Here is a 19,300-nt window from a genome sequence, read left to right as displayed (position 1 = left end):
CTATCTCCTTACTTTCCGGTAGCGCCGGCCGCGGCCGGCAGCGCAAGATCGCCGCCGACAAGAGCAGACACGCGCTCAATGCCGAAGCCGAGGCGGCGCTCGGCGCGGATCGTCACAAGGTTCTTCTGCACGTTGTCAACGTCCTGTTCGAAGAGCTCGACGGTCATACCCTGACGCGTCCAGAGCGTGGCCGCCTGCGTAAAGTCACCGACCATGAACTTGCCCTGCGGAATCGCCGGGGTCGTCCAGATCGGAAGGCCCCACAGGGTCTTCGGCGCGACCGAAGCCGGGTGCCCGAGGTAGTAGTCGCCGGAGGCGTTCTTCTCCATGAGCATCTGCGACCAGTTCACCGGATTGAGCAGGATGATGTTCGGACGGAAGAACGCCTTTTCAACCTTGGTCTTCGCAAAGAGGATCAGATCAAAGAGTGTTGCGTTCTTCGCCGGAAGGTCGGCCGTCGTCGCGCCGTGGGGCGTGAAGTTTCCGGTGGTAAAGATGCCGGTGAGATTCTGATTCGTCCCGTCGCCGGAAATCAGCTGGTCTTCGACCACCAGATCAACGCCGTAGACAAGGCGCTGATTGATGTAGGCGACGAGGGCAGGGCCGTCCGCCATGAGCTGCTTCGAGACGCGGGCAAGGTGAGCGATCGTCTTGACCGTACCCGTCACCGTCTCAAAAGACGTCGAGCCGAAGGGCTTCTGCGCGGCTTCAGCGACGAAGGCCGCACCATTCGCAAAGCCGTCATCGCGTTCCTTCACGTATTCAAACGAGTTCGTCGAAATCGGAAGCGACGGGAAGAGGCCTTCGATCGTGAGCGGGCGGAAAGCGCCGGGCATGATGCCGGGGCGACGGTACGCCTGGATGATGCCGCCGGTCGGAGTCGTGATCGGGTTGAGCACAGTCGGCTCAGATTTGGCAAAGGTCTCCGAAAGCTCGACGCGAGTTTTCTGCGTGGAGCCTGCGGCAAACGCCTTGAAGCCGTCGGCGGCAATGAACTGATCGCCCGCGGACTTTGCTTCCGTCTTTTCGCCCTGAACCTTCACCCCCTTCTGCTGAAGATCGAGGAGCTGGTTCGCAAACTTCCTCTGCTGTTCGCCGAGCTCGTCCAGGCGCTCCTTGTTCGAAGCGGCGGTTTCAGACATCTTGCCTTCGATCTTGTCGAGGGCGTCCAGTACTTCTTTGAATTCCATCTTTTATTCTCCAATGGATTTTTCAAGCTTCCTGATCCGTTCAAGAAGCTCCGTGGTCGCCTTCTCCTCGTCGGCTTCAGACTCCCTCTGATCCTTGAAGAGCTTTCTGGCTTTTGCGACGAGAGCCGTCGCGGCAGACTTCGAAAAGCCGCCTGCATCCCGCAGGAAACCTTCGAGGTCTCTGATACTTTCGATTTCATCCAGGTCTTCAGACCTGACTTCCGTGATGCGGGCCGCGCCGTCCGCCGGGAAGCTCACGACAGAGATCTCGAAGAGGCGTCCGACGGACTTGATCACCCGGCCACCTTCCTTCTTCTCATCCTGAGCGCCGCCGCGCATGCTGAAGCCGATAGAAAGGCCGTCAACCGTTCCGTGCTTCAGGGCCGCGAGCACCGCGTCCGCCTGCGGGTTCCCAGGGGTAAGTTCGCCCTCAACACGCAGGCCCTTTTCATCCTCTACCGCCGAGGTCCACTTCCCGATAGGAAGTCCCCACTGGTGGCCGTAAAACATCTTCGGCAGACCGTACTTCGCGAGCGAGTCCTTGAACGCACCCGGAAGAATCGTGTCGTGATAGCTGTCGTCACCATTGAAGACCGAGGCGTAGCCGCTGAACTTCCGCAGCTCTCCACCTTCGAACTTCAGGTCGACATCCTTGAGCTCAATGCTCTTGAATTCCTTTCCCATATTTACTGCCTCACGGGTTCACCATTGATCGGCGAAGACGCCGGCTGTACTTGCCCGAGCTTCCGGAGCGGCACCAGGTTGCTCTGCGCCGTGAGCTCATCCCCGCCTTCTACCGGCGGGAGGTTTTCCAGGCGCCTGATTTCGTTTCGCGTCATCGCCCCGTTCTGGCTCATCGTCGAGTAGAAGGCCGCTCTGCTCGCCGGGTCCGTCCGGAGAAGCCCATCCATCTTGAACTCGATCGTGATCGGTTCGTAGTTCTTCAGCCTTCGCTCAAGTACCTGCTCGAGCTGCTTGCAAAGCGGCCCGATCGTGAATTTGTGGAACCCCGAAACGATCTGCTCAATGCCGGAGCCCCATGTCGTCTGCCCCGTTGTTCCGACAAGTACGCCGGGCACCCCGAACCACCGGCAGATCTCTTCTATCGTGAAGCGCCGCGTCTCGAGGAGCTGCGCATCAGCCGGCGAAAGCGACATCTGGGAATACTTGAGCCCGCGGTCCGCGATGATCAGACCGCCCCCGGACGAAGTCATGCTCGTCTGAAAACGCGTCATCAGCGCGGTAACCTGCTCCGCACTCAGCTTTGAGTCCGTCTGCAGCACGCCCGTTGGCTTCGAGCCTTTCCCATACAACGAATTCGCGTTGTCCTGCGCCCGGATCGCCTCGTTCGTCGTTGCTCGCATGAAGTCCAGCTTCGAGAGCCCGAGGAACCCATTGCCGAGGCCTTTCCAGTGAATGACGTTCTCAGGCGCAAGCGCCGTGATGTCGCCATCCTGGTAGTAAACGTAAACCTCGCCGCCTTCGACGACTGAAACTTCCATCTGATCTGGAGACAGCGGGACCAGCGCGATCGGCTCCCCGGCGCTATCGCGCTCAATGAGCGCATAGGCATTCCCGCGAAGCATGCGATTGACAACCATCGCCGAAAGAAACTCCGACGGCGTCATCCACCGATTCGGACTTTCGTGCAGCAACAGCCACAGCCGGCTCATCTTGTCCGGCACCCGCACCCCGCCCTTGTCCCGGTAGACGTAGAGCGGAAGCGTCGAAATCGTCTGCGCGAGAATCTCTACGCACGCAAAGACCGCCGAAATCTGCAGCGCCGCATCGGGCGGCGTTAGCTTCGTCTGGTCAATAATCGGCGCCAGCGGCAGGCCAAGCTGCTGCCCGGACGCGGTGCCGAGCGGCCCTCCCCACCCGGTCACCCAGCTGACAAGTCGCCTTACAAACATTCATCACCACTCAAAGAAAGTTTCCTGACCCGACTCCACAAAACCCTTGAAGTCGTCGTTATCGTCGGCGAGCGCATTTCCCATCGCCATGATGAGCGCAATCACGCCGTCGATCTTTTGCTCGTACCTTTCCTTCCGCGGAAAGATGTTGTCCTTCGCGTCCAGCTTGGCCACGACGTTCCCCATCATCCACGTCAGAATCGGGTTGCCGTCATGCAAAAGCCGGCGGTCCAGTACCAGCGCCTCCACGCTTTTCATCGGGTCGCTCATGTTCTGTACCGTCATGCGGCACTCGACCATGGGCGCGTCATCCTCAGAAAGCGTCGTCGCCATTTGCGTCGCTTGCCATGGGTCATAAACCACGGCTTCGACATTAAATCTGCTGAGGTCTTCCCTCAGATCCTCTTCGACGACGTTCAGATCCGTCATCGCGCCGGGAGTGACATGGAGAAGGCCTTCTTCGGCCCATCCGGAATACTGAGAGTTGACAGCGTTTTCTACCGCTCTCTCCGGAAGGTAGAAGTCACAGAAAACCGCGTACCTGGTAGGGCCGTCAGTTTCGATCGGAAAAACTTTGACCTTAGCGGTCATGTCGTTCTTCGAGCCTAAGTCAAGCCCGATGATGCATCGCTCGCCCTCAAAGTCCTCTAGCCGCAGGCTGTGGTCTTCACACTGCGCCCACGCTCCCATATCCATCCACGCGTTCGACGCCGAACACCAGATATCAAGGTGCTTCGTCTTGAAGTTGTTGATAGCTGATGGCAGCGCCTTCGCTTTTGCGAGAAGCGACAAAATCATTTCCGGACGAACGCTCACGCCCCAATTCGGATTTGCCTTCTCCAACGCCTCAAGCGTAGTCCAGTTGTCTTCCTCGTCCGCCGTGTAGATGATCGCGAACTGCGTCTCGTCTACCGCCTGGCGCTCGAGCACCCGCGTGCTCATCGTTCGGACTTCGTAGCAAATGCCCGATGTATCGAACCCCGCGGTGGTGATGCACCACAGAAGCGAGCTCCGACGCTTGCCGAGAGACGTTTCAACCACGTCATAGACCGCTCTGGTCTTATGCGCATGGAGCTCGTCAACGACCGCCAGATGCGTATTCAAGCCGTCGAGCGTAGAGCCTTCTGCGGACTTCGCCTGAAACGTGCTCCCCGTGCTCGGCACATAAAGCGCATTAGCGAGGACCTCAAGGCCGAATCGTTTCCTCAGCGGCAGATTCGTCTCGGCCATGCGCTTCGCATCGCCGAAGATAATCTTCGCCTGATCGCGCGTCGTCGCAAAGGAATACACCTCGGCGCCGGGCTCGTTATCCGCCACAAGGCAATAGAGCGCTACGCCGCTCGACAGACAGCTTTTGCCGTTCCCGCGCGCGACCTCAATGTAGACGCGCCGAAACCTCCGGCCGCCGTCCTCTCTGCGCCTCCAACCGAATGCCGTCGTCAGGATGAACACCTGCCACGGCTCGAGCTTGATGCGCTGTCCGGCGAGTTCCCCTTTCGTATGGGTCAGGAGTTCAATAAAGCGACACACCCTTGATGCCGCCTCCGGGTCCCATACGAAAGGCCCGTCCTCTTTCCATCGCTTTAAGTCATCGCGCTGCCTCTGGCACGCCAGCTTGACCCACTTGCATGCGAGCTGACTTCCGTCAAGCACGCGCGCGGTGTAGTCCGCCGCGATAGCACAGTAATCGCGAATCTTCTTTGCAGTCATATGCGTCTGCCTCCGTGAGATGATTGAGGCGTCTCTCTTCCACAAGCCAACCCACGGAGGGTAAAAATGAACTCAGAGCCTCAAACTAAATTCATGCACGAGGAAGCTACGAAGATCATTGAGGCGGCGATCGGCGCCGGCCTCATAAATCTCCCGTTCCTTGCGCAGTGCCGCGCCGAAAGCCTCAACAAGCTCATCGACGCTCAGCTCCCGGACCCCGGCGATATCAGCCGAAGCTCCAGACTTGAGCGGACCTTTGAGGCCGAGCGGGAGATTCTCGCTCGCGACCTGACTGCCGCCGCACGACGCGACGCCCTCTACCTGCGGCATTTCTTCGCCGCACTTCAGGGTATTGAGCTCCGAGAGTGACCCGCCGCTAATGCGATCCCGGAGCGTCTCCACTTCTTTGCGCAGATCCCAAATGAAGTAAAGGCACACCAGGATCGCGATGCTTGCCCCGATGTCCCCCGCAAGATGAAGCCATTCCATGCCTACTTCTCCAAGAAGAGCCCAAACATTTCCCGCCACGTCTCCTCACCGGGGACTATCAGGGCGAGAAAAACAAAAATCAGCGTCAGCTGCAGACAGCTCCAGCCTTTCCGGATGAAGAACTTCCGGCGGGGCGGGGACATCAGCGGGTGAAAGCTCGCTGCGAGGATGCAGCCTGTTCCAAGGCCGGCGAACACCCCACTACCGAAACACGCAACACGGTGAATCCCGCCGAGCAGTGCGCTCAGATAAATCAGCAGCTCCGTCATCTTCGATCCTTAAAAGTCTTCGAAGTCATCCTTCTCTTCCTCTTCCGCTTGAGCGGGTCTCACACGCGCGCGCGAGGCAGGCGTAAACCCCAGCTCTCGCTCACACGCCGCAAGGACCCCCTGCACGGCGACCAGACTCTTCACGTTCGGATGCAGCTTGAGCTCCGTAGAGCCGTCAGCCTTCAGTACCGTGATGGTCGTCCCGTCATGATCAACCGCTTTTGCAAGCTTCCGGTAAAGCGCATAGTTCCTCGCCCACCGCTCCAGCACCGTGAAGTCAGTAGCGACGAGCAGGCCTTTCGGCGCGTACTCGACCGCAATCTTCCACGCCGCCCGCGCCTCTTTCGTCAGCCCAACCGGTGGGGTAGGGGCCAGCTCAGGCGTCGTCGTCGCAGCCAGTTTTTCAAGCGACCGACAGGGCTGAAGAGTGCCCTGGGCGGCCTTTACCGAATCCGGTTTTCTGGGTCTTCCGCCGGGCATTGAAATTCCTCGAATTTTGCACGCGTAAAAATCTAGGTAGGGGCGCGGTCTACTAAGGATGAGCTTTTTACTTTTGGCCCGCCCTCCCCCTTTTCGTCCAAAACGGACTCAATGAAGCTCGTAAGAATTACTTCTTGCGCCTTTTTGAGGCTCAAACTCCGCTTAGCAAATAACGCTAAATCGAAGGAGTCGCCAGAAGCATAGTTAGATGTTTGCTCCTCAAGCCCATCTAGAATAGATCGCGCATTGTTGATGGCCGTGTAGGTCTGAGCAAGCTTCAGAGTTTTACTTTTGATGTCCATTTATTTTGCCTATGAAGTACGACGAACCAACATTCGAAAAAAGCTCCTTTACCTGCCCTCATTGCGGCGTAAAGGCGGAGATGTACTGGACCCAGGCTCGGGCTCGTTGGGGTGTAACGATTGGGCCCCCCCATGCTGACTTTTTCCCAAGGGAAACTATTGCAGTAGCTCAATGCCGTGACTGTGACAATCTTTCTGTTTGGATAGATAAGAAAATGGTCTATCCAACGCGCCATGGAATCGAGCCTCATGACGATATGCCAGAAGATGCAAAAGCTCTTTTCCTCGAAGCTCAAGACGTACTTGGCGCCTCACCGAGATCTTCATGCGCCCTTCTTCGACTTTCTCTAGAGCTACTCGTTGAGCGTTTAGGAGGGACAGGAAACAACCTTTACGAACGAATCGAAAGCCTGAAATTGCCGCCAGATCTAGCGGAAGTATTCAAGGCCTGCAGACTCATTGGCAATCAAGCCGCACACCCGGGAGTGATTCAATTTGATTCCTCTCAAGGCGCTGAACTTGCGAATACCCTGTCTGGCTTCATCAACCTAATCGTTGCTTTTCTGATTTCGCCGCAAATTCAGGCCAGCAGGATTCTTTCCGCCTTGAAGAAGTCGTGAGATTTCCAAAACCGCCATCCTCTGCCGCAGTCTTCCGACTGTGGCAGGCGTGGCAGAGGGCCTGAAGGTTCTCTTCATCCCACATAAGATCTTCATTGCCCTTGTGCGGTCTGATGTGGTCAACGTCCGTAGCGGGCACCGCGCGCCCCTGCTTCAGACACTCCGCGCAAAGAGGGTGTTCTGAAAGAAAGCGCTCGCGAAGTCTCCTCCAGCGAGCACCATAGCCTCTGGCCGCCGACGAGCCTTTCTTCCGGAAGCGCCGTTCCCAGCGCTCCTTCTTCTGCAACTGCTCGCGCCTGGTTCCGGCTCCCTTGTGCTTGTCGCAGTACTTCTCGCCGCGCGGCACCGGGTGCCGACAGCCTGGATAGGAGCAGAGAGACAGCAGCGGCATCAAATCCCCTTTGCAATAGATGACAGAACAGTCTTAATCAGCTCGATCGTGATCGGGATGGAAAGGCTGAAAGCTTTTTCCTTGACAGCCGCCCAAACCGTCTTAGACCGCAAAGCGGCCAGCAGGTCATGCCCTTCCATGGTGAGGCGCGGATACTCGATGTCGTAATACCACGGTGGAGGCGCCGGCTTCGTTCGCACCTTCACGCCTTGAACGAGTCCGGCTTCAATCAGCATGAGCAGATGCTCGTAGTACCGGTTCTCTGCCTCATGGGCGGCCACAGCCTCCGGGTCAGTCGTTGGAAGCTGTGAAGCAATGGTGAGGTTGTCGTCAAGCTTCTTCAGCTTTTCTTCTAACCGATCGCGCTCGATGTCCTCAAGGACTTCGCGCACATCGCCCCAATTTCTGACCATACCTTCCTCTCAAAGAGAAAGGGCCTCTCCGGAGAGAAGCCCTTGTGCTCAGGACCAGGAACCAGTGAAGCAAAGTGAAAAGCTGGTTCGGTCCTGGTTTGATTTTAGGCAATCGACAGCTGAAGCCTATGGCCGAGTGACCGAAGAGTGGCCTCAATACGGTCGATCTTCGTTGGATGGTGAACGTCGAGAATCCGCGTCACTTCAGGAAGCTTCAGTTCGGCCTTCTTAGCGAGTTCGGCGCGAGAAACACCATCGCGCGCCATCGCATTTGAAAGCAGAATTTTTGCAACCTGATTTGCGCTCAGACGAACAACATATTCACCGGGGAGCGCAGGCGACGCCTCCGGAATAAGTTCTCCATCTTTAATACGGAACTCGACACAATCCTCGACGGCATAACGGGCCCAATTTTCAAGAGGCTCGCCATCTACGGAATATGACAGAAGTTCGGGCAGATCCCGGCAACGAACAATCTCAGTGCCGTCCTCAAGCTTTTCAAAGCGGCATGGAAAATCGAAATTTGACATTTGTCAGACATACGATCATGCGGCAAGCCCCGCCGGCTAAGGCGGGGTGTGTTTTATTTCTTGGTGGTTTCCTTGAGGCCGAGATCGCGAATGATGTCCTTACGGATTCTTTCGTTCATCTCGGCGCTTGGGTGTCGAGGCATGGTTTGCGTTTTCTGGCTCCCCGGAGCTCTCAGGCGAAGGTGCCTGGTTCCGTGGGTGACCTCAACGCCCATCGACTTAAGCCACCGAAGAAATTCACTTTGCTTCATGATCTCCTCTATTGGTTGAACATGTGAATATTCTACCATGAGGTTAGCATTTTTGCAAATATTATTTATTTCGTGAATGTCAAATCAAGCATCAAAAAAGCCCGGTCTCTTCAGATCAGGCTTTACGTTTCTTCCGGGTGCAAGAAGGCTCGGGTGGTCCCGAGCGTCGACGTGCTAATTGTTGGCAACAGTATAGCCTATTTTGAGCTGTGCCGCTATCGCATTGAGCGAGCGCGCAAGCATGTCCGGATAGTGATGCTCCTTGAGGCCGATACCCCGGCAGACACACCCGCGGGGGCGGCCTGGATGCATGAAGGTATCCCGCAGGAAGACCTTCTCACGGCTCTGGCGCATAGCCACCCAGGCGGCGTTCACCACCGCGGCATCAGCCATATCCGTCCTCGGCTGCGCAGGCTCCTGAGGCACTTCCTGCTGATACCCCACCTCCCTCAAAACTCCGAGGAGCGAGGAGCGCCGCCCCGGGGGCCTGCGCTCTCCATACACCCGGCCCCAGTTGTCGAGGCGGTCAATCAGAAGTTCCTGTTCTGTGAAGTCCATTCTCTCTTTCTCCTTGCTCTTTTCTCTCAGCGTTACGGATTCGGCTGCGAACATCCGTAAAGGCGCTTTTTGCTACTGCCGCAGGCTAATAGCCCGCCTTTTCTCCGATGCGTAACGGATGCTACGGATACTTTCCTATTGTTTTGCTTTTTTGTGTTTTTCTACCCCTATACATGCATGCATGTATCTCCTCTCTCTTTAAAAATCCTCCAATTAGAAGAATTCATCCGTAACATCCGTAACGAAAAGAAGAATCCCCTGTGAGAGTAAGAATTCCCGGCGTTACGGATGGTCGCGCCGATCCGTAACCGATCCGTAACATCCGTAACGCTCAAAACGGCACATCTTCTTCATCTTTGGGCTCGACTTTTTTCAGATAGATGCGCGTGGGCTTCCCGTCGACGCGCGCGACTTTGAGCGAGAAGCCGAGAGTGCCCATGACCGTCGCCAGCCGTCGCCCGTCCGCAGGAGAGACACGCGAAACTGCCTGGCCGATCGCGTGCTCGAGGATTACTGCTGCCGTGAGGGGGTGCCGAGCCTCTGCGGGCAGAAGGCTTTCGCGCTCGAGCCACTGAGAGACCGCCTCTTCCCATGGGTCCGAGTACATGTACTTCTTATTCTCTTCTGCGGAGAGCTGCTCGACGCTCCGGTGGTCAATGCCGTCCTTCTCGAAGATTACTTTCGCCTGCGCCCAGAGCTGAAGGCGGTCGCGCTCCACGGTCTCGATGTCGATCTGACCGACCTCGATCGGCGCAAAACGGCGATTTCCCGTCGGATCCGTCAAGAAGTCGTGCACGTTCGTCGTCATCATCATGAGGCACCGGCGCGGTGCAACGGTCTCACGCTCCTGGTACTTCTGGATGTAGGAGTCCTTCTGGAGCGAGATCCAGTACTTGACTGCGGCGACGTCCTTTTTAGACATGCCGACGAGCTCCGGGATTTCGACGACGACTTTGCCGCGGATTTGTCTGGCAAGGTCGGCATCGCGCGTTTCGAGCGAGATCTCTCCTGCAAGGTCCTCCCTAGGGGCGAGCACTCGGACGAGCGTAGACTTGCGCGCGCCCTGCTTGCCGACGAGGACCGGAACGATGTCCGCCTTGATACCTTGCACCGTGGTCGCGCGGCCGTAAAGCGCCGTCCACATGTAGCGAGCCGTCGCCCACTCGTACGGAGTGGACTTCGCGCCGCAGTACTTTCGGAAGAAGTCCGTGATGCGGTCGACGCCGTCCCACTCGGGGAGCGTCCGCTCGAGATAGTCCCTCATCGAGTCGAAGGCGTTCTGGTCTGCGGCGTAGAGGATCGCATCGGACATGAGTTCGCGGGAGATCTTGCCGAAGTGCCGCTCCTCCATGAGGTACTTGCGCATCTCGACCATGCGTGCGTCTGAGAGCTGCTGCCACGGCTCGGCCTTCGCACTCCGGAAAACCGGCATCGAGGTGAAAGTGTCCTGCCGGATCTCGAAGCCGCAGTACTCGAGCCCCATCTGGAGCCCAACGGCCACGCTTACGAGGTTCGCCTGGATGCTCCCGGTCTTCGGGTCCATGTAGCGCTTCAGGATCTCGCGGAGCTTCGCCCACTCGTCAGCCTCTTCCGGAGTTGCGTCCGGAAGAGGCTTGATGTCGGCAAAGTCCTCGGCCGTCGTGCGCTCATAGCCCTGAGACGCCGCCCACGCGGTGAGGTCAGCGATGGTCCGGCCTTCGCAGTGGGCGTGCATGCAGATGAAGGCGGGTTCGGAGTAGCCGCCTGTGCCCGCGCAGTAGTAGGTGGTCGAGCCGTCGAATGCGGAGCCGCTAGTGTGCGCGGACTCCCACGGACAGCGGATATCAAGTATGCCGGGGGCGCGCTCGCGCACCTCCCAATGCTCCTTGAGCCACATGTAGAGAGAGTCCTTCGCCACTTCCGAAGCGTCCCCGGTCGAGGACCGTCGAGCGCGGACGGATCGCACTTCGCCTGTGCCGTACGCTTTGACGACGGCGTCAGTAAAAGCTTTGAGTACTTCCGGCGTGATGGTCGGGATATCCGACGGACTTCCGGTCCACTCATAGCGGCTTCCCTTCGGGTGGCGCCCGAAGGCGACGAACTGCTGGCCTTTTCCCAGTACTTCCAGGCACTCGCCGTTCTTAAGGAGGTATCGGCTCTTGAGGACCTGCTCGCCCTCAGCCAGACGCATGGCGACCAGCCAGCGGGCGGAGTCTGCGCGCGTTCGCCGGGGCGGTTCCTTGCCGATCAAGTCGCAGAGGATCTTGTAGATTCCCTGGGCGATCTCGGCATCGTCGACATCGCAGTCGACGGCGATCATATGATCCAGCCGGATAGATACGCCTAGATCCTGATCCAGGCGCCACTGAGCGATCTCCTCCGGCGTCGTGACGTGAGAGGTCCAGCCGGGGAAACCGACGGCCTCCCCGTAGCCGTTCTTCCGGCTCGGCACCTTGCCGATCGTCTTGAGGGCGGACGAGGCGGACCTCGGCACCTGCGGGTTCTGGACGACCGGGAGGATGCACGGGGTCAGCCCTGCGGCGATCACGGCATCCCAGTCAGCGGGGCGGGCCCCGCAGGGGTTAACAGCGGGCATCAGGCCTCCAACACGGTTTCTCGTGAACACTCTGGCGATCAAAAGCGCTCCAAGGTATGTCTGGGCGAAGTGCTTCGCGCGAAAAGGCTCCACCGGTAAGCCTTTCTATAGATAGGCACCACCACAGCGGGAGCTTTTTTCGACCTCTAGCGACGTGATTGACCGCCCCCGGCGTCACGCCAAGGGCTGAGGCGGTCTTTTTCTGTGAGCCGAAGAACTCGCATACGGCTTTAAAGGTAGCTCTTTCCATGTGCTGACTATACCATAAGTAGTTTTTAGAAAGAGCTAAATGTAGCTTTGTTAAGCGATACCATAGGTATATATTTCCCTAGAGGTTTTCTATGCCTATCAAAGCTGAAACGCTTCACGACGAAGCCGCTTTACTCAAGGAGCTTTTTGCAAAGCACTCAAAGTTAAGCCAAAAGGATTTCGCCAAGACTTTTGACATCGGTACTCCGGCTCTTTTATGGCAGTACCTAAACGGCCGTAAAGCCTTGGGCCTCAAAGCCGCGATAAAAATCGCTACGGGTCTTGGCGTCGATGTAGGCGCTTTTTCGCCTCGCCTGGCTAGAGAACTAAGGGACCTCGCTAGTCCGAACGTCAGCGCCGCGTCAGGCATGCAAAAGCGGATTCCCATCCTTTCGGACGTACAGGCGGGATCCCCAAATGGAGGTGACGTAGAGGCGCGAGAGACCGCGATTGACCAAGGAAACTATGTGATAGGGGACGCAGACCTATCAGATGAGTGCTTTGCACTTACGATTCAGGGACGCTCTATGGAGCCTGACTTCGTCCAGGGCGATATCATCATCGTGGATCCTTCGATCTCCCCATCGCCTGGGGACTTTGTAGTCGCCTCTCGCGTCGATCCGCTCTGCGGCGGGCTCGAAGTCACCTTTAAAAAATATCGCCCGCGTAGCTACAACTCTCGCGGCCAAATGGTCTTTGAGCTGTCTCCCCTAAATCCCGATTATCCGACGTACGTGTCGGACGCGGACAAACTAACGGTCATTGCTGTGCTAGTAGAACATCGAAGAAAGTTCAAACACAGCTAGCCTAAAGATAAGCCCGCGTCATGCGGGCTTTTTTATATAGAGGCCAAAAAGCTACTTTAGGTATTGACTTTTCATTTACCAAAGGTTATCGTTCGATTCATAAAAACTACCTTTAGTAGTTTATTGAGAGTCGCACCATGCCCGCCTCCTCCGCCTCGCGCCGCCAGCGCTCCTTCTTCTTTTTCCTTCTCTCTGTCCTCACCGGGCCTGAAGCGCCTGCCTGCGGCTCCCGCCGCACGGATCTTGAGGACCGTCTACTTGCCTTAGCGGTTGGCGCCGGCATAGCCGTCGCGATGGTGGCCGCGTTCATCTACCGAAAGCCCCTGATTCTCGGCCTCATTGAAGCGGCCGACCGGATCTCCAAGTAAGCGGGGGCGGCGATGCACCCCTATCGGGACATTTACGAGCCTGCGGTTTTGGCGCGGGCCAAAGCGCTGCTTGACGAAATCCATGAAGCGGCGCTCTACGAATTCGCATACGGCCGGGAGCTTCGCCGGACGCTCCTCCGCCCCACCTTTCAGCGGCTTGCGCTGGAAGTGCTCGCGGATGAAGACCTCATCGAAGAAAAGGGCTGGGACTGGATTGCGGTCTCCGCGTCCCGGGACATGGTCATAGCCGACGACCTTGATCGTTGGTTCCCGAACTGATTTTTTTACCAAGGGGAAAACGTATGTCTTTTGAAGAAGCCATTGCCAAGCATGCCGAAGCGATGGAGAAGCTTGCCGCGGCGCTGACGCTCAAGGCCGAAGCCGACCTGAAGGCGGCGGAGGCGACTGCCGCGCTCACAACGCAGGGGCTCAAACTTGCTCGCCCGGAAGAAGCTAAGGACGCGTACGCCGCGCTGAACGAGTTCATGAAGGTCGCGCGAGAGGCGCTGAAAGACGAAGTGCGCGCAAGGCACCGGGCCGAGGCGCCGCAGGTTGAAGCGATCGCGCACGAAGACCTGCCGGGCACCGGCGCAGAGGTGAGCGATGCCGCGCCCGTCACGATCGAGTCGCTCCGCTCGCTCTGCGTCACGAAGAGCGCCGAAAAAGGCCGCGATTATGTCCTCGGCATCCTCGCGGAGTTCGGCGCTCAGCGTCTCGGCGACATCAAGCCGGAGCAGTACCAGGCGCTCTACGACGCGCTCACTGCGGAGGGCTGACATGGCTCACGCTCTTCTCTCCCCGAGCTCGGCCGCGCGCTGGATGGCCTGCCCCGGATCGGCGTGGCTCTGCTCGCAGATCAAGGGCGACTCTGATGGCGGGAGCTTCGCCTCTGAGGGCTCCTATGCGCACGAAGTCGCGGCGGCGCTCCTGACGGGCAAGCCGCTCCCGGCCCTCCCGGCCGGCCTGATGGCCGATCCGCAGGAGATTGCGACGGACCTCGAGCCCTATCTCAACTACGTGAAGTCGCTTCCCGGACCTCGCCTGATCGAGCAGTGCCTGCCGATCAGCCAATTCACCGGAGAGGAGGGCGCGCACGGCACGGCCGACTGCGTAGCGCTCGCCGACGACGAGCTGATTGTCGTCGACCTCAAGTTCGGGCGAGGCGTCAAGGTCGAAGCCACGCACAACCCGCAGCTCCTGATCTACGCGGGCGCGGCGTTCTCCTGCTTCGACTTTGCCGCCGACATCCGGAAGGTCCGAATGGTCATCGTGCAGCCGAGACTCGGAAACATCTCCGAGTGGACGCTCGATCTGCCCGACTTCAAGGCCGCTCTGGGCGAGGTCCGGGCGGGCGCCGAGCGCGCGCTCGAGGAGATGAAGGCCGGTGACGAGGGCGACGAGGTGAGCTTCAGGCCCGCCCGGAGCACCTGTCAGTTCTGCCGCGCGGCCGCCCGGTGCACGGCTTACGCCGCGATGGTCGCGAAGGCCACCGGCGTGAAAGTCCCGGTCGCGGCCGTCCCGATGATCGACGACATCGGCCTCGCCGGAGTCCTCTCGCACGTCGACGCCGTGAAGCAGTGGTGTCAGCGCGTGGAAGAAGACGCCCTGGCGACGATGCTCGCCGGGCGAAAGATCCCCGGCTGGAAGCTCGTATCCGGACGAGAAGGTCCGAGGAAGTGGACGGACGAGCAGGCCGCGGACACCCTCCTGAAGGGCATGAAGCTTCCGGTCGGTCAGCGCTACGTGAAGAAGCTCATGACGCCGACGCAGGCGCTGAAGCTCTTCAAAACAGGCGGCATCTCGGAGCACCAGTGGCTGAAGCTCGAAGCGCTCACCACGCGTTCCGAGGCGAAGCCCGTCATCGCTCCGATCGACGACAAGCGCCCGGAGTACCTCAAAGTCACTGCAGCAGATTTACCCAACGTTTAAGGACGATTCACCATGTCAAAGAAAATTACGCTCGTCGGACGTCTGTCCTTCCCCTCTCTTTTCCAGCCCCGCGCGATGGAGGGAGCGCAGCCCAAGTACGAAGCGACGGTGCTGATGGAGCCGTCGGCTCCGTGCATCAAGGCCTTCATGCAGGAGGCGCTTGAGGTCCTCATGTCCGGGAAGCTCAGTCTTTCCGAGGAGGATGCGCGCCAGCTCCTCAAGGCCAAGCCTCCGATCAAGGACGGCGATCAGAAGCAGGCGCAGGGCTACGCCGGCAACTACTACATCACCTGCCGCTCCACGCAGCAGCCGGACTTTTACGGTCCGGACAAGAAGCGTCTTGACATCGAAGCCGCGAAGAAGCTGTTCTACGCAGGCTGCAAGGTGGCCGTCATCACGACGCCCTGGGCGTACTCGAAGCAAGGCAACCGCGGTGTAAGCGCGGACCTGCTCGCGGTCATGTTCCTCGGCCATGGCGACGCCTTCAGCGGCCGTCCCATCGTCGACGCTTCCGATCTTCCGGACGCCGATCCTGCTGATCTCGATCCGGGCGACTTCACGGCCGGCGCCCCTGTGCGCGCGACCGAGCCTGATCCGACGGACAACTGGATCTAAGGAGCCGCCATGCCCCGACTCTGGCTCGACACGGAAACCTACTCTGAAACGCCTATCAGCGCCGGCACGCATCAGTACGTCGACGCCGGTAAGGGCGCGGAGATCATGCTCTTCGCGTATGCCTTCGACGAGGAGCCCGTGCGCGTCGTCGACCTGACGCAGGGAGAAGAGCTTCCGGCTCGGGTTCTCGAGGCGTTCTCCGATCCTTCGGTCATCCTGACGGCGCACAACGCCGCCTTCGACCGGACAGTGATCCGGCGCTTCTGGCCCGAAGCCGGAGATCCGGACCGCTGGCAGGACCCGATGATCCTCGCCTACTCGTGCTCGCTCCCCGGGAGTCTCGAGAACCTTTGCGAGGTCCTCGGCCTCCCCGTCGACAAGGCGAAGGACAAGGACGGCAAGCGTCTCGTGCAGCTATTCTGCAAGCCGCTTCCGGAGACCCGCAAACTCACAAGGGCGACCGCCGAGACTCATCCGGAGGACTGGGAGCACTTCGTAGAGTACTGCCGCCTCGACGTGGAGGCGATGCGCGAGGTGTGGAAGCGCCTTCCGAAGTGGAACGACACTCCGGCGCTATGGAGCGAGTGGCACCTTGACCAGAAGATCAACGATCTCGGGATGGCGATCGACGTAGAGCTCGTGCGCGCGGCCGTCACCGCTTCGGACGAGGCGAAGGAGCGCTCGGACCGTGCCGTCGCTAAGCTCACCGGCGGCGAAGTCTCAAGCGTCGGCCAAAGAGATGCGCTCTTGAAGTACGTCCTGAACGCCTACGGCGTGGCTCTTCCGGATTTCCGGACGACGACGCTCGAGCGCCGTCTCGGCGACGAGAGCCTTCCGGACCCTGTCCGGGAGCTGATCGCCGAACGGCTAGAGAACTCAAAGACTTCAGTCCAGAAATACGCGAAGCTCTCCGAGGCCGTGAGCGCTGACGGAAGGCTCCGCGGGTGCCTGCAGTTCATGGGCGCAACGCGCACCGGACGATGGACCGGCCGCATCTTTCAGCCGCAGAACCTGCCCCGCGGGAAGATGAAGCCGGCCGAAGTTGAGGAAGCGATCAAGGCCATCAAGTCGCAGTGCGCTGACCTCGTCTACGAGAACATTCCGCAGGTGCTTTCGAACTGCATTCGCGGCGTGATTGTCGCGCCGAAGGGCCGCAAGCTCGTCGTGGCCGACCTCTCGAACATCGAGGGCCGCGTCTTGGCGTGGCTCGCCGGCGAGGAGTGGAAGCTCGAGGCTTTCCGGGCTTATGACGCCGGGAAGGGCCCCGATCTCTACAAAGCGACCTACGGCCGCACCTTCGGCGTAAAGCCCGAAGACGTGACGAAGCAGCAGCGCCAAATCGGCAAGGTGCTCGAGCTCGCCATGGGCTATCAGGGTGGCGTCTCAGCTTTCTGCACCTTCGCACGCGCTTACCGGGTGGACCTCGACGAGCTCGCGGGGCATACACGTGCGGCGATCGAGTCGCGCTACTGGACGGAAGCGGCCGATTTCACGGACTGGGTGAAGGAGCGGAGAGGCGCAGAAGCGCTCCTCGGGCTCAAGCCTGACACCTTCATCGCCTGCGAGGCCATCAAGCGCGCGTGGCGGGCGGCGCACCCGGCGATCACCAGGTTGTGGGCCGACATCGAAGCGGCCTGCAGGGTCATGGCCGAGCCGGTCCCGCCCGAGGGCCGCGCGCCGCTCAAGGTCGGCCGCATCTGGATCGGCACCCGCGCGAAGGTGTACGGCTGTGCGCTCCTTCCTTCCGGACGATGCGTCATCTATCCGCAGATCGAGAGGCCGCGCCCCGGCGTGCGGGCTACCTTCACTTACCGCGGCATGAATCAGTACACGCGAGGCTGGAGCGAACTCCGGTCATATGCCGGGAAGGTGGTGGAGAACCTTACCCAGGCTACGGCCCGCGACATCCTCGCCCACGGCATGAAGCTCGCCTGGGACCGCGGCTACAAGATCGTCCTCTCCGTGCATGACGAATTGATCACAGAAACGCCGGACAGCTGCGACTTCACCGAAGCGGGCCTTGCCGCCTGCATGACCGATAACCCTGACTGGGCCGAAGGGCTGCCGCTATCCGCGGCCGGCTTTGAGGCCTACCGATACAAGAAGGACTGAGCTATGAATATTCATACTGCACTCACCATCGTTGACGGTCGCCCCGTCGTTTCCAGCCGAACCGTTGCGGAGTACTTCGGGAAAAATCACTTTCATGTACTGCGTGACATCGAAGAGCTACTAAATAAAAAGCCGGAGCTGCGTGAATCCAATTTTGGAGTCACCTTTGAAATCAAGCACATAGGCAATGTAGAGCGCAAAACCCCGGTTTACTACATGGATCGCAAAGGCTTCTGCCTTCTCGCCATGGGCTTCACTGGCCCGAAGGCGCTTGAGTTCAAATGTGCTTTCTATGACGAGTTCACACGCATGGAAGATGAGCTATCGAAGAACCTCGTGAGCCGTCTCACCGGTATGAAGGATTATCTAAAGGCCTATGCCATCTATGAGCAGGGTAAAGCTATCGCAAGCCAAGCCGGGAAGACGCTCTCGCAGTGGAGCCGCGTGAAGCAGCCCACTGAAGCACAGCTCAGGATCATGGAAGACCAGATCCAGCTTTCGATTAAGTTCGACTGCGGGGGAGCCGCCTGATGACCGTTCCGATCGTCACCGAGCCGCGCAAGCAGCGCCCCATCCCGCCGGTAATCGTTATCCCCGGTTTTAGCGACAGCCTGCGCGTTTCGGCCGTCCCTGTTGCTGTAAAGGGAAAGAAGCCGGAGATTCTGCTTCGGCTTCAATGCGCCCGCGATCCGCTGGCGCTCGACATGACCATACCGCTTGAGAGCTTCAGGAAGCTCGAGGGCTTTATCAAGTCCGTTGACGAATGGAGGCAGCTGCCATGAGCAACATCATCGACCATCCGCCTCATTACGAGGCCTGCCGCGTCTCGATCGAACCGATCGACGTCTGCGAAGCCTATGACTTCTGCACCGGGAATGCGATCAAGTACATGTGCCGCGCCGGCAAGAAGGCCGGCTCTTCGGAGGTCACGGACCTCAAGAAGGCCCGCTGGTACCTCGAGCGGGCATTGGCATCGAAGACGCTTCGGATTGCCGACCGTCTGCCGCTCGCCGACACGCCGGAAGGGATGCGAGTCCGCGGCGCAATTCTGCTCCTCTGCTCCCAGGTGCCACTTCTCGCGACGCTCATCAATTTCGGCTTCCAGACGGTCATCGAGCAGATCTCAGCACGCATCGACGACATTGAAGGAGACGCATCATGATTGCAATCACGAAAACTAAGTGCGACCAGATCAGGTGCATCGCCGACCACTTCGGCACCTCGCACGTGCTCCGGAGAGCAGGCGAGGAGTTCTCGGAAGCGACGACGGCCATCATCCACTACACCCGCGCCGCCGTCGACTTCGAAGGCGATCTCCCGACGCGCAAGGTGGAGCTCGCCGGAGAGCTCGCCGATACCCTGATCATGCTCGAGCAGCTCCTTCACGTCGTGCCGGACCTGCAGCGTCTCGTGACCGTCCAGGTCGCTCATAAGGTCAACCGGACGCTCAAGCGCTATGACATCAAAGTTCCGGCCGGCGGCGCCGGACGCGATGCGGCTAAGGAGATTGACTGATGACGCCGGAAGGAC

At 59.3% G+C, this 19,300-nt stretch carries 27 protein-coding genes; 12 read left to right on the top strand and 15 right to left on the bottom strand.

All coding sequences use genetic code 11. The annotated features are described in order from the left end of the window. Positions 1-8: 8 nt before the first annotated feature. The 8 genes from FG381_RS11900 to FG381_RS11865 form a co-directional block, all read right to left on the bottom strand. A complete protein-coding gene (locus FG381_RS11900; protein ID WP_139688984.1) occupies positions 9-1,190 on the bottom strand; it encodes a phage major capsid protein in 1,182 nt (393 codons plus the stop codon). A 3-nt stretch (positions 1,191-1,193) separates the two neighbouring features. Beyond that, a complete protein-coding gene (locus FG381_RS11895; RefSeq protein WP_139688983.1) occupies positions 1,194-1,874 on the bottom strand; it encodes an HK97 family phage prohead protease in 681 nt (226 codons plus the stop codon). A gap of 2 nt (positions 1,875-1,876) precedes the next feature. After that, a complete protein-coding gene (locus FG381_RS11890) occupies positions 1,877-3,103 on the bottom strand; it encodes a phage portal protein (RefSeq protein WP_139688982.1) in 1,227 nt (408 codons plus the stop codon). A 3-nt stretch (positions 3,104-3,106) separates the two neighbouring features. After that, a complete protein-coding gene (locus FG381_RS11885; RefSeq protein WP_139688981.1) occupies positions 3,107-4,813 on the bottom strand; it encodes a terminase large subunit in 1,707 nt (568 codons plus the stop codon). A 72-nt stretch (positions 4,814-4,885) separates the two neighbouring features. After that, positions 4,886-5,302: a hypothetical protein gene (locus FG381_RS11880; RefSeq protein ID WP_139688980.1), complete on the bottom strand. Its 417-nt coding sequence runs from the start codon at positions 5,300-5,302 to the stop codon at positions 4,886-4,888. A gap of 2 nt (positions 5,303-5,304) precedes the next feature. Beyond that, positions 5,305-5,571: a hypothetical protein gene (locus FG381_RS11875; RefSeq protein WP_139688979.1), complete on the bottom strand. Its 267-nt coding sequence runs from the start codon at positions 5,569-5,571 to the stop codon at positions 5,305-5,307. Between the two features lie 9 nt (positions 5,572-5,580). Further along, positions 5,581-6,051 (bottom strand): phage terminase small subunit P27 family, encoded by a 471-nt coding sequence (locus FG381_RS11870; protein ID WP_139688978.1) that lies wholly within the window; start codon positions 6,049-6,051, stop codon positions 5,581-5,583. A 32-nt stretch (positions 6,052-6,083) separates the two neighbouring features. Further along, positions 6,084-6,353, bottom strand: coding sequence for a hypothetical protein (locus FG381_RS11865; protein ID WP_139688977.1), 270 nt, complete (start codon positions 6,351-6,353; stop codon positions 6,084-6,086). 11 nt (positions 6,354-6,364) lie between these two features. Here FG381_RS11865 and FG381_RS11860 point away from each other — a divergent pair, with 11 nt between their 5' ends. Continuing rightward, on the top strand, positions 6,365-6,973 hold the full coding sequence (locus FG381_RS11860) for a DUF4145 domain-containing protein (protein WP_139688976.1): 609 nt from the start codon (positions 6,365-6,367) through the stop codon (positions 6,971-6,973). Here the strand turns inward: FG381_RS11860 and FG381_RS12955 are convergent. From FG381_RS12955 to FG381_RS11825, 7 genes are all read right to left on the bottom strand, one after another. Beyond that, a complete protein-coding gene (locus FG381_RS12955) occupies positions 6,897-7,364 on the bottom strand; it encodes an HNH endonuclease (RefSeq protein WP_139689221.1) in 468 nt (155 codons plus the stop codon). The two genes, FG381_RS11860 and FG381_RS12955, sit on opposite strands and share 77 nt — an antisense overlap. Continuing rightward, positions 7,364-7,777, bottom strand: a complete 414-nt coding sequence (locus FG381_RS11850; RefSeq protein WP_021995403.1) for a DUF2513 domain-containing protein — start codon at positions 7,775-7,777, stop codon at positions 7,364-7,366. Before FG381_RS11850 ends, FG381_RS12955 begins: the two co-directional genes overlap by 1 nt. A 104-nt stretch (positions 7,778-7,881) precedes the next feature. Next, positions 7,882-8,307, bottom strand: coding sequence for a type II toxin-antitoxin system HicB family antitoxin (locus FG381_RS11845; protein ID WP_139688975.1), 426 nt, complete (start codon positions 8,305-8,307; stop codon positions 7,882-7,884). Positions 8,308-8,360: 53 nt separating this feature from the next. Further along, entirely contained in the window at positions 8,361-8,558 is a 198-nt protein-coding gene (locus FG381_RS11840; protein WP_021995405.1) for a type II toxin-antitoxin system HicA family toxin, read from the bottom strand. 174 nt (positions 8,559-8,732) lie between these two features. Further along, a complete protein-coding gene (locus FG381_RS11835) occupies positions 8,733-9,116 on the bottom strand; it encodes a hypothetical protein (RefSeq protein ID WP_139688974.1) in 384 nt (127 codons plus the stop codon). Positions 9,117-9,447: 331 nt separating this feature from the next. Then, positions 9,448-11,691 (bottom strand): VapE domain-containing protein, encoded by a 2,244-nt coding sequence (locus FG381_RS11830; RefSeq protein WP_139688973.1) that lies wholly within the window; start codon positions 11,689-11,691, stop codon positions 9,448-9,450. Next, positions 11,678-11,941, bottom strand: a complete 264-nt coding sequence (locus FG381_RS11825; RefSeq protein ID WP_139688972.1) for a transcriptional regulator — start codon at positions 11,939-11,941, stop codon at positions 11,678-11,680. The genes FG381_RS11830 and FG381_RS11825 overlap by 14 nt, the downstream gene beginning before the upstream one ends. 91 nt (positions 11,942-12,032) lie before the next feature. On the opposite strand from FG381_RS11825, the gene FG381_RS12795 reads away from it, so the two are divergent. The 11 genes from FG381_RS12795 to FG381_RS11775 all read left to right on the top strand — a co-directional run bounded on the left by FG381_RS12795 (position 12,033) and on the right by FG381_RS11775 (position 19,285). After that, entirely contained in the window at positions 12,033-12,746 is a 714-nt protein-coding gene (locus tag FG381_RS12795) for a LexA family transcriptional regulator (RefSeq protein WP_228025638.1), read from the top strand. 137 nt (positions 12,747-12,883) lie between these two features. Next, complete coding sequence (locus FG381_RS11815; RefSeq protein ID WP_139688971.1) at positions 12,884-13,114, top strand: hypothetical protein; 231 nt, start codon at positions 12,884-12,886, stop codon at positions 13,112-13,114. Positions 13,115-13,126: 12 nt separating this feature from the next. After that, positions 13,127-13,393, top strand: coding sequence for a hypothetical protein (locus tag FG381_RS11810; protein WP_139688970.1), 267 nt, complete (start codon positions 13,127-13,129; stop codon positions 13,391-13,393). Between the two features lie 23 nt (positions 13,394-13,416). Further along, positions 13,417-13,890: a hypothetical protein gene (locus FG381_RS12585; RefSeq protein WP_165697878.1), complete on the top strand. Its 474-nt coding sequence runs from the start codon at positions 13,417-13,419 to the stop codon at positions 13,888-13,890. Position 13,891: 1 nt separating this feature from the next. Beyond that, on the top strand, positions 13,892-15,043 hold the full coding sequence (locus FG381_RS11805) for a DUF2800 domain-containing protein (RefSeq protein WP_165697877.1): 1,152 nt from the start codon (positions 13,892-13,894) through the stop codon (positions 15,041-15,043). 12 nt (positions 15,044-15,055) lie between these two features. After that, positions 15,056-15,658 carry an ssDNA-binding protein gene (locus tag FG381_RS11800; RefSeq protein ID WP_139688968.1) on the top strand — a complete coding sequence of 201 codons (603 nt, stop codon included), beginning with the start codon at positions 15,056-15,058 and terminating at the stop codon, positions 15,656-15,658. Between the two features lie 9 nt (positions 15,659-15,667). Beyond that, a complete protein-coding gene (locus tag FG381_RS11795; RefSeq protein ID WP_139688967.1) occupies positions 15,668-17,770 on the top strand; it encodes a DNA polymerase in 2,103 nt (700 codons plus the stop codon). A 3-nt stretch (positions 17,771-17,773) separates the two neighbouring features. Beyond that, positions 17,774-18,301, top strand: a complete 528-nt coding sequence (locus FG381_RS11790; protein WP_139688966.1) for a Rha family transcriptional regulator — start codon at positions 17,774-17,776, stop codon at positions 18,299-18,301. Beyond that, a complete protein-coding gene (locus FG381_RS11785; RefSeq protein WP_139688965.1) occupies positions 18,301-18,552 on the top strand; it encodes a hypothetical protein in 252 nt (83 codons plus the stop codon). The genes FG381_RS11790 and FG381_RS11785 overlap by 1 nt, the downstream gene beginning before the upstream one ends. Next, positions 18,549-18,932, top strand: coding sequence for a DUF3310 domain-containing protein (locus FG381_RS11780; RefSeq protein ID WP_139688964.1), 384 nt, complete (start codon positions 18,549-18,551; stop codon positions 18,930-18,932). Before FG381_RS11785 ends, FG381_RS11780 begins: the two co-directional genes overlap by 4 nt. After that, positions 18,929-19,285, top strand: coding sequence for a nucleoside triphosphate pyrophosphohydrolase family protein (locus FG381_RS11775; protein WP_139688963.1), 357 nt, complete (start codon positions 18,929-18,931; stop codon positions 19,283-19,285). Before FG381_RS11780 ends, FG381_RS11775 begins: the two co-directional genes overlap by 4 nt. Positions 19,286-19,300 lie beyond the last annotated feature (15 nt).

It is taken from the genome of Sutterella faecalis (genome assembly GCF_006337085.1).
GTDB lineage: Bacteria > Pseudomonadota > Gammaproteobacteria > Burkholderiales > Burkholderiaceae_F > Sutterella > Sutterella faecalis.
The sequence above is the reverse complement of the archived record's forward strand: the minus strand, read 5'-3'. Positions and strand labels throughout refer to the sequence as shown.